The organism is Pirellulales bacterium (assembly GCA_035499655.1).
Lineage (GTDB): Bacteria > Planctomycetota > Planctomycetia > Pirellulales > JADZDJ01 > DATJYL01.
In genome coordinates, this window is record DATJYL010000100.1 from 1 (window position 1) to 10,133 (window position 10,133).

At 57.3% G+C, this 10,133-nt stretch carries 6 protein-coding genes; 1 reads left to right on the plus strand and 5 read right to left on the minus strand.

What is annotated here, in order from left to right; all coding sequences use genetic code 11:
• Positions 1 to 437 precede the first annotated feature (437 nt).
• A complete protein-coding gene (locus VMJ32_07225) occupies positions 438 to 2,000 on the plus strand; it encodes a BBP7 family outer membrane beta-barrel protein (protein ID HTQ38802.1) in 1,563 nt (520 codons plus the stop codon).
• A 46-nt stretch (positions 2,001 to 2,046) separates the two neighbouring features.
• Here VMJ32_07225 and VMJ32_07230 read toward each other — a convergent pair whose 3' ends face one another.
• From VMJ32_07230 to VMJ32_07250, 5 genes are all read right to left on the minus strand, one after another.
• Entirely contained in the window at positions 2,047 to 3,153 is a 1,107-nt protein-coding gene (locus VMJ32_07230) for a hypothetical protein (protein HTQ38803.1), read from the minus strand.
• A gap of 147 nt (positions 3,154 to 3,300) precedes the next feature.
• Positions 3,301 to 5,748 carry a glycoside hydrolase family 2 TIM barrel-domain containing protein gene (locus tag VMJ32_07235; protein HTQ38804.1) on the minus strand — a complete coding sequence of 816 codons (2,448 nt, stop codon included), beginning with the start codon at positions 5,746 to 5,748 and terminating at the stop codon, positions 3,301 to 3,303.
• 114 nt (positions 5,749 to 5,862) lie between these two features.
• Positions 5,863 to 7,506, minus strand: coding sequence for a fucose isomerase (locus VMJ32_07240; protein HTQ38805.1), 1,644 nt, complete (start codon positions 7,504 to 7,506; stop codon positions 5,863 to 5,865).
• A 184-nt stretch (positions 7,507 to 7,690) separates the two neighbouring features.
• Positions 7,691 to 9,004 carry a DUF6666 family protein gene (locus VMJ32_07245; GenBank protein HTQ38806.1) on the minus strand — a complete coding sequence of 438 codons (1,314 nt, stop codon included), beginning with the start codon at positions 9,002 to 9,004 and terminating at the stop codon, positions 7,691 to 7,693.
• Between the two features lie 211 nt (positions 9,005 to 9,215).
• On the minus strand, positions 9,216 to 10,133 hold a 918-nt coding region (locus VMJ32_07250; protein ID HTQ38807.1), incomplete at its 5' end, for an HD domain-containing phosphohydrolase.

A 10,133-nucleotide genomic window follows, 5' to 3' on the forward strand; every position in this document is an offset into this window, starting at 1 on the left:
ACGGGCCAGCGAGCCGCCGGGTTCATCCCGGCGGTAATATCGCTGGCGATTTAGCCGCCGAGCTTGCTCGGCGCTGACCCAGCGACACACGGAACCACAGCCGCTTCCCCCACCAACCAAAAACGCACGACCCCTCGGGGCCGACGACACCGGAAACTCTTTCCAAATGCTCCTCTGCGCGCCAGCCCGGCGCGATTTGGTCATTGGTGCTTGGTCACTGGTCATTCACTCGTCAATCGTTTTAATCCAGGTAAACTGGCAAAACTTTTTGCACCGGGTGGACTCTGCGGCCCGAAAACGCTGCGATCCCCGCTGGCTAACTCCCCCTCCAGCCCCCATCTCAACTCAGTCCCAAGAATCGGTTTTACCCCTCAAACCCTATTTGTCGATACGCTTTACTGAGTCCGCACATTGTCGCCACTTGGCCACCAGCGCTCATGAAATCGTCTTTTATCACCTTAGTCGTCTCTTGTTTGCTGTTCCCAGCTGCGACGTCTGCGCTGGCCGATGTCGATTACTTCGCGCCGACCATCGATCCCAACAGCTTCGCCCCGGCCGCGTTGAACGGCCCCCTCATGGTGGCAAAAATCAATGCCGACTTTGCCGCGAGCACCGCCGCCGGCGACAATCCCCACGACCTCGGCACGGAGCTGGTTGACAACCAGGTGCAAACCTGCGCGGCGCAAAGTGACGCCCCCAATCCCTCGGTTCAACCGCCGGTGCCGCCGCCCGCTATCACAGATCAGCAAACCCGTCCGGCTCCTGCCACACTTCCAGCAAGCCCCGGTTGCGCCCAAGCCAATTCTACGTGCGCGCAAAGTAATCTCTCCTGTGCGCAAACCAACCCCACCTGTTCGCAAACCTGCGCCGCGTGCAGTTCCAGCGGCTCGGGTAATGGCTGCAACAATTGCTGCGGCTGCCAGCCCTGGTGGGTGCATGTCGATTATTTGGCGCTCTGGATCCAAGGCAATCATTTACCGCCGCTCGTCACGACCAGCCCCGACGGCACTGGGCGAAGCGAGGCGGGAGTGTTGCCTGGTGCGACCATTCTGTACGGCAATAATTATGTGGATATCGGCGCCCGCAACGGCGGCCGGGTCACGCTGGGCTTTTGGTTCGATGACGAGAACATCAACGGCCTTGAAGCCAGCTGGCTGACCGTGGGCCAGCCCACCGGCGCCGCGAACTTTTTCGCCAACTCTTCCGGCTCGCCAATTTTAGCGCGCCCCTTTACCAGCGACGGCGTACCAAACTCGCAACTGGCCGCGTATCCCACGGTGGTCATCGGGCAGCCCCACACGCCGGGCACCCTCGGTGTCACGTCGACCAGTTCCATGGATTTCGCAGAAATCGCCTTCAGCCACGTCTTCGAGCGCGACAACGGAGCACAACTCGGCTGGATCGCGGGCTATCGGCATTTGGAATTTCGCGAGAACTTGTCGATTCTCGAGAACATCATCTCCATCGACCCGGCGAACGTCAATTTTGTCCCCGGCACCGCACTGAATGTGGTCGATCAATTCCAAACTGACAACGATTTTGAAGGGGCCCAGCTTGGCACACAGTTCTCTTGGAACCGCAACCGTTGGACGCTGGATGGCAGCACCCGCCTCGGATTCGGCAATGTGCACGAGAAGGTAAATATCAATGGCATGACCACGATTACCGATCCATCGGGAGATGTCACCCAAGGCCCAGGCCTGCTCGCGCAACCCAGCAACGACGGCACGTACAGCCGCAACGTATTTGCATTTTTGCCGGAATTGGAGCTGAATTTGCGCTATCGACTGACCGATCAAATCGATCTGTCCGTGGGCTACACGTTTTTATTGATCACCCGCGTGGCCCGCGTCGGCGATCAAATCGACACCAACGTCAGCTCCACCGATTTGCCCACCGCCAATCCGACGACGGGCATCGGCGCCGGGCCAACCGAAGTGTTGCGCGACACTTCCATGTGGGCCCAAGGCATTTCCGGCGGCATCGAGCTGCGGTTTTGATGGCCGCCTGCTTTTTGAATTGTTCAACAAAGCTGGATGATGCGCATCAGGCTGCACGCGCTAACTTCCGCCTGATCACAGCCGGCAGAAGGTTCTTCATCGAACGCTGCAACAGTCGCCGCCGACGCATTCTTTTCAACAGAACGCGGCTGGAAAACGGCGCAAAGTTTTCAGCCTCGCCGCTCTTCACCAGGGCCAGATATTCCCGCCGGGCTCTCAGCGGAATCGGATAACCATCGTCAAAGTTCGCAAATCCATAAGCGCATTGTTGCAAAGCTTCGTAACCGTTTTCCAATAGCTCGCGCGCGTAGGTGTCCGAAATTTCCGACCAATGGGCAACTGTTCGTGAATCGAAAAATCGCGAATGGCGGCTGACTCGGTCTTTGTCGTCGATCCGCCAACCAGAGTAATGGAAAAACAAAAGTGGCGAACCGTTGAACAGCAGCGTCCCATCGAAATGCTTTTCAAAAGTGCCCTCGTGAAGATTCCAATAGGCCACGTTCGCCCCGGGGTGAACGCAGGTCGCACAATTTTTGAAAAAGTGCGGCACAAGATTCAGCCATAGCTGATCGACCGTGATTTTCCACTGTTTGTGGTAGCAGTCGTGGATTAGGTGCTTTTTCCACCAAGCGACGAACTCTCGCGCCTCTTCCGAACGGCGCAGCCCGAGAAATCCTCCGTTGTAAATTCCCCACTGCAAAAGCTTTGCTTCGGCAGGGTAATTCAGATCGGAAAAAGAATCTGGAACCGGATGCGTCGCATGGGGTCGCAACAAAATCGACGCCCCCTGCAGATCCGCAAATACCGGATCAAGCGGCTGGAAAGCGCGAATGTCGCTGTCGAAATAAATCCATTCGTCGGCGTCGGTTTGGCTCAGTATGTATTCGTGCAGAAATGGCTTCAGCGCGTTGCACAGCTCGAAGGCCGTGTAGTAAAAGCACATCCGCTCGATGGTCTGGAAATCGCCCAGCGCGGCCAACTCGATCAGTTCGAAAGGCTCGTCCGGTTTCAGCAGGCGTTCATCTTTTTTGTCGGCCAGCAGAAAGAAGACCCGCGCCCCGGGATGATGACGGCGCAGCGAGCGCGCCAAAACTCGCACCTGCGGGAGATAGCTGTTCGTGGCAACCGTGCAAAATGTCCGCAGTTTTGTCATCGTGCGCAGTGGGCTGGGGGACAGAAGATCGCCATCCACATTGCTGGCAGGCGGATTATAGCGTCGCCAAAAAAACGCTCAAAGATCGAAAGGGACCCTTGGCGAGCCAATTTCAATGTTGCTTTGCGCCCATGAATCGCGAAAAAGTCATTTCGCTGCGGCCGCAGCCATGGTAACCGTGGCCGCCGGCAAATCGGCGGACGTTGCAGTCAAAGTGATTTCCCCCTTAGGCGCCGTCGATCGCACAATCGCCGCGCACAAACCATGAAACGGCCGGCACTCGACGGTCTGGAACGGCGCGGTGCTGGTAGGATCGCCTGCATCTACCGCAACCACTGCGCCCGGACCAGAAATACCGAATTTGATCGGCTCCGTCGCGTCAGGCACGGGCGTGCCGTTTTCATCGACCACGGTCGCCCCAACAAACGCTACATCGTCCCAATCGTCAGCCAATTCTTTCCGATCGGTCTCTAAAGCAATTTTGGCCGGTTTGCCGGCGGTGCGCAGCTCGTGCGTGGCCACCACCTTGCCGTCATTGCTGGCGATGGCCCGCAGCGTGCCGGGCTCAAACGGCACCTTCCATTCCCGCGGCGAGGCATTGTCCGCCGGACGTGGCTTCACGCCAAGCGATTTATCGTTCAGCAGCAATTCCACCGTGTCGCAATTGCTGAAAGCTTCCACTGTCTGCACGTTTTCGCCATGTTCGTCGGCGGCCACGTGTGGGCTCCAATCGGAGTAAAAGCGCGGCAAGCGCTCCGCATTGTTCGGCCTGTCTGCAGTGCGTTGCGGCGGTTCGCGCCGCACTAGGTGCACCATCGGCACGTCGCTCCACCAGCTTTGCCGCTGATAACCAATGCCGTTGGGCGTGCCAATCCGGTCGAACAGGCCCCAGTTGTATCCAATTTTGGGCCAGGCCTTCGATTCGCCCAAATAATCGAACCCAGTCCATAAAAACTGTCCGGAATACGCCGGGTTATCACGCAGATAAATCCATTCGCCCATGTCGTGATGATTTTCCGTGCCGATAATTTTGGTCTGCGGATTCGCCTGGTGGTACGCCACCAGTTCGTTCTCGCGGTAATTCTGCCCCACCACGTCCATCAGTTCCGCAAAACCGCCTTTGACGTAAACGCCGTGCTGGTTGGGCTGCAGCACCGCCACGGTCACCGGCCGCGTGGGATCAAGCTGGTGCATTACATCGCGTATGGGCACAAAAACCCTGGAACCTTTATCGTTATTGGCATTGATGTCGCCAATTTCGTTGCCGGCACTGTAGATGACGATGCAGGGATGATCGCGATCGCGCAGCAGGGTATCGGTCGTATCAGTTTTCCACCAATCGTTGAAGTATAGATGGTAATCGAACTTGTTTTTGCCCGCCGTCCAGCAATCGAACATTTCGTCCATCACCAAGAAACCCATCCGGTCGCACAAATCCAAAAATTCCGGCGCCGGCGGATTGTGCGACGTGCGAATGGCATTCACGCCAATTTGCTTCAGCGCTTCCAGCCGCCGCTGCCACACCGACAACGGCACGGCCGCCCCCAAGGCGCCGCCGTCGTGATGCAGACACACGCCCAGCAGCTTCATGTTTTTTCCGTTCAGCGAAAAGCCCGTCGCCGCATCGAATTTGGCCTCGCGAATGCCGAAAAGCGCCGTCGAACTGTCGATTGGCGTCTCGCGGTTGTCTGTGGCAAACAATTTGGCCACGGCGGAATACAAATTCGGATGATCCAAGTCCCAGAGTTGCGGCTTGGGAACGGTGAGATCTTGGTCGAATTCCGCCGTTTCCCCCGGAGAGATTTTCTTCACCGGATAATTAATTTCTCCCGCCATCTTCGGACCTGCCGGTTTTCCCTCCGGATCAAGCAAGTTGGTTTCGACGACGAATTCGCCCGGCCTGTCTGATTGATTGGTCACCGTACTGTGTACGTGAATGGTCGCCTCGTCGGCGCTGATCTTTGGCGTCGTCACATATTGCGGCCACAAATCCAAATGCACCGGGTTAACCGTTTCCAAATGCACGTGCCGGTAAATGCCCGCTCCGGCATACCACCGCGAGGCGGGCTGCTGCGAATTATCGCACCGCACCGCCAGCACGTTGGGCTTGTCGCCGAAGTTGAGATGATCGGTCAGGTCGTAGCGGAAGCTGACGTAGCCAAAGGGCCGCTTGCCCAACGAGTGGCCGTTGATCCACACCTCGCTGTTGGCCATGACACCGTCGAACTCGATGAATACGCGGTGGCCCTTATCCGCAGCCGGTAGCGTAAAGTGCTTGCGATACCAGCCCACGCCGGCCGGCAAAAATGCGCCGGCGCCGCCGGTGGGATTATCTTTATCGAACGGGCCTTCAATACTCCAATCGTGCGGCACGTCCAGCTTGCGCCAATTGGCGTCGTCAAAATCGGGTGCTTCGGCCCCCTTGGCGTCCCCTTTGTAAAATCGCCAGTCGGCATCGAACAAATCGACTTCGCGCCAGCCCTTGTGATCGGCTGCGTTCTCCGCCGCGCGTGCGACGGTGTAGCCGCAAATGACAGCCGAGGCCCAGCCGGCCGCTAACAGAACGAAACCAGCATGTCGCTGAAAGCGATGCATAGAACTTCCCCCAAGGTGAAGACACGGCACAGCCTGATTATCTTTTGCTTCGCAACGATTTGCAATCGTCAAACCCAATCGAGGCTGGGCGGCTCCGCCTTCACATTTCAAAATTTACCAGCTAGCGCCCCCTTTGCGCGTGCCGCACAAATACGCTTCGATGCCCAGCGCTTCGGCCATGGCCGCTTTAGTCAGCAGCGCTTGGTCCGCATTTTCCGAGCTGTTGGCATAGGCCACTTGCAAGTGATTCGCCTTATGCCGCGCCATCATCTGATCGCGGCTCACTCCATAAGTCACCGCGTGCATGATGGGCCATTGCGGCGTGGTTAGTTTCCAACGACGCTCCGTCTCTTCTCGCGGCAGTTGCACAACTTCGGCCCGTCCCAAATCCATTTTGAGTTTATGGTCTTCGATGTAAATTCGCGACCAGACAATTTCGCCGGGTTTGGAAATGCCCTTGAGCGTGCCGCCGCCCAGGCGAAAATACATGGCCGGTTGCCGTTCGCTGCTGGCGCCGGCCCAACCGTCGATGAAGTGCGCCGGCGGCGCGGAGCCGCTGATTAAAAACACCCACACGTATTGATCGGTCGTGCCGGAGCGGTCCCAATCGCCCCAGCGCAAATCGTGCAGCGTGTTTTCGACCGGCTGCCCCAGCGCCTTGTGAACCCGGTAAGTCAGCAAACCGTCCAGCCCGGCGCATTCGTCGACTTCATTGAAATGGGGCAGCGGCTGGCCTTCGTAAAGCACCCGCTTTCCGTCACGGCTTTTCACCGGCGGCCGGTCGGTGTTGTTCAGCGACCCTTCCACCAAATCGCTGGCCGGCAGCAAATCTTTCAGCCCCTGCTGGTATTGAATGCCAACGGTCGCACAGCCGAAATCGTTGGCAATTCGCGCCGCTGCAATGTACATTTTGCACTGCTGCAGAAGTTGAGCGTCGGTCAACTCGTCCGCCTCGTTTTTGCCCGTGACGAATTTCATGCCGCGTTGTTCCATCCAGCGGCGAACCTCGCGCGCCTCGTCCTCCTTCACCTGCGTCGTCTCGTAATACAACGCCGATTGGCTCAGCCGTTCCTTGTACACGCCCGTGGGATTGAGCAAATGATCGGGAATGATCGCATTGAACATGCCCATGCAGCCTTCGTCGAACACGCCCATAATGGCTTTATCGCGCTGGAGTTGGCGGGCAAGTTCGGCACCCTTTGCCAAGCTTTCCATGTGCCGACGTGTCACAGATAAAAACTTTGTGACATGGCCAACGTCGTGCCGAACGTTCCCGTCCGACAGCCAGCGGCGCAAATTCGTTTTGAACGCCTCATCCTGAAAATCTTCGCTCCACAGCGTCGAATATGCCACGCCGGCTTTGGTCAGCGAACCGTTCAAATTCAACATGCCGACCAACCCCGGCCATGTTCCCGACCAATTGGCGACCGTGAGAATCGGCCCCTGATGCGAAATCAGCCCCGCCAGAATATGGTGCGAATACTGCCACACGGCCTCGGCCACAATCAGTGGCGTTTGTGAATCGATGCCTGCAAAAACTTTCATGCCTTCCTTCTGCGAGCAGATAAAGCCGTGTTGCTCGTCGGGCTTGTACGGATGGGCCCGCACCAATTCATAGCCCGCTTCGGCTACTGCCTTGGTTAGCGCCTGTTCCATTTCCTGCTGGGCGACCCAACATTTCTGATTGGCAGAAAGCCGCAAATCGCCGCTGGCCACCAGCAGCACTTGACGAAGGTTAGTTGATTTTTCTTGTGCCATGAGAATCTTACTCGACAATGGTTATTTTGCTTCCCGTCCGCTTTCCAAATTGCGAGCGGACAGCATTTGGGCAAGTGTATCGCGACGAAAGCTCTCATGCTAGCGCCGTGACATTACCGCCAATGGCAAAGATATTGGCGGCGGGCAGCGGACGGAGGCTCGCCCTAATCAGAATTAACGAGAATCAAAACGTCTGATTCGCATCGACCAGGAATGTGCCGTTGTTGGCGACCGGCAGCGCCGGCATCCACTGCTGCCCTGCAATCGTACGGTTGCGCGCATTGCAGCGCGGGTAAAAAGCCAGTCCGATGGTGAAATCCCAAAAATCCTCGTTCGAACCCGCGGGCCCTGGCGTGGCCGAAGGGTGCATGTAAGTGATCACGGTGTATAAACTAAGCCGGTCGTTTAGCGGCGCGGTGGTGATCGCACCCACAAAATAATCTCCCAAACTTCCATTGCCTCCCAATCGGTCGCGTTCGGGAATACCGAACCAAATCGTGGTATCCGCACCGCCCGTCGTCCATAAATGATGCCAGTAGCCGCTGAGTTGATCGATCGGCCGCCAGGTGACATTACCAAAGCCGACAACTTGCCGAGAATCGTCCAGCACACGCACGGTGCCCCATAGGCCGAACTCGGTCCAATCGCTCCAATCGTAGCCCACCTGCATGCGAAGCTGGCTCAACGTGGGATTTTCGCCAAACACGCCGTAGTTGTCGTTGATCATCCAATCTTGGACGATTGCCGCATTCCAGGGTGAGTCCTCCGAGGCTTTCCGAAAAAATCCGTAGGTGACAAAGCCCTGTGTTTGCGCTCTGTTTTCTCCCTGCAGGCGGTAATCAGTTCCCGACCAATCATAGGCTCCAACGCTGCCGCCAATCTGAAATCCGATTCCCGTCCAATCGCTGAGCACTCCCAAGCGAGTTCCAAAATTGACTCCGGCATTAATGCCGTTGTTTTCCCAGCCGCCGTCGCTGATGCCGCGGAACGCTTCGTAACCCACAAACGTGTACAGGCCGTGCCGCAAACCATCGTCGCAGCTCTGTCCAACGGCGCTGCAATCGCAACATGTGAAAGGGAGAGAATTGTCTATCGCGCCGCCGTTTTGCTGGCAGGCAAAGCCCATGCCGTTGCCTAAAGCATTGGAATTGGCGCCCTCTGGAGCGATATTGTACCCAGCGTTTGCAGCGCTGCCGCTTAATCGGAAATTGTCCGAAGGCGCGTTGCCGGAGGTACTGGTCAACAGCACAGGCGCACCGTCCGAAATAGAGCCGGTAAAATACGCGCCGTGGCCGGAATTCGAGAGTGAATGATCCGCGCTACCCAGCAGGTCAACCCGATCGCTGGAATCGGAATGAAGCGCACCGTCAAACTCCGATGGAGTCAAAAAGTACCGGGCCTGGTCGCAGGGAACAGATTGGCCCCGAACGTAGTCCGCGCATAGGAAAGTCGCGGTAATCGCTAAACCGGCGGCCAACGCGGACAAAAAGTAACGCACCGCCCCTCCTTGGGCACAATCGAGACAGAATCCGTGCAAACCGGGCACCCTCCGGGCCTAACCCGGTCTAATCTTCGGTTCGGATCAAGAAGATCGAGTTTGCAGCTTTTGTCGTCCACAGCGTGCGGCCCGAGTATTTGATGCACTGCAAAAAACCGATAGAGTTTTCACAGCCGGAATAGCTTGCCGCCGGCCGAATCGCGGAGGCGGATTATAATTCTGCCAGCAGGCGCTCCACTTCACGCAATTGGGCTTCGACCCGGGGCTCGAGTTCATTTTGCTTTTGCCAGCGAATTAAAGCGTTGACGCAATCGCTATCAAATCCCTTGCCGGCGTCGGCACTGAGCATTTGATAAATCTGCTCGTAAGGCACGGCATCGCGGTAAGGCCGATTGGCCGACATCGCTTCGAACACGTCGGCCACGACTAACACCCGCGCCGCCCAGGGAATTTGATCGGCCTGGTATCCGTGATGGTAGCCGCTTCCATCCAGCCGTTCGTGATGTGCGCCCGCCACGGCCGCCAGGGTTTTAAAAGCATTGACTTTTTCCAAAATTTGTTGCGTGTAGGCCGGATGCTTGCGGATTTGTTCGTATTCTTGCGGCGTGGGCCGAGCGGGTTTATCCCAAATCAAATTGGAAATGCCCAGCTTGCCGATATCATGCAACAGCGCGGCACGACGCAGGTCGCGCACCACCGTCGCCGGGCGATCAAACTCGCGCGCCATGCCGACGGCGATTTCCGCCACGCGCGTCGAGTGCTGATACGTCCAAGGAGACTTGGCATCGACCACCTTGGAAAATGCCTCAGCCACGCGGTCCAAGCACGCCTCGTCCGCCAGTAGGACAGCGTCGTCAGGCTCCCACTGGCTAAGCACTTGCGGTAGGTCGTCGCTGAACAATTGATCCCAGAAATTGGCATCGTTCTTAAAGCCCAGCAAAGCGTCAACAAGTTGCGGATCGAACCATTCGCCGCGGCGCTGCCGCGCCACATCCATGGCCGATTCGATTCCATACGCTGTGAAAAATACCTCGACCGTTTGCGCCAGACAACAAATTCGCCCCAACAACGAGATTTCCCCGCCTTGCAAACCGCGTGGGTTACCCCGCCCGTTCCAGTGCTCGTCCAA

Coding starts and splice junctions, on each gene's coding strand:
- VMJ32_07230 (HTQ38803.1), bottom strand. CDS start 3,153: ATGACAAAACTGCGGACATTTTGCACGGTTGCCACGAACAGCTATCTC.
- VMJ32_07240 (HTQ38805.1), bottom strand. CDS start 7,506: ATGGCACAAGAAAAATCAACTAACCTTCGTCAAGTGCTGCTGGTGGCC.
- VMJ32_07235 (HTQ38804.1), bottom strand. CDS start 5,748: ATGCATCGCTTTCAGCGACATGCTGGTTTCGTTCTGTTAGCGGCCGGC.
- VMJ32_07225 (HTQ38802.1), top strand. CDS start 438: ATGAAATCGTCTTTTATCACCTTAGTCGTCTCTTGTTTGCTGTTCCCA.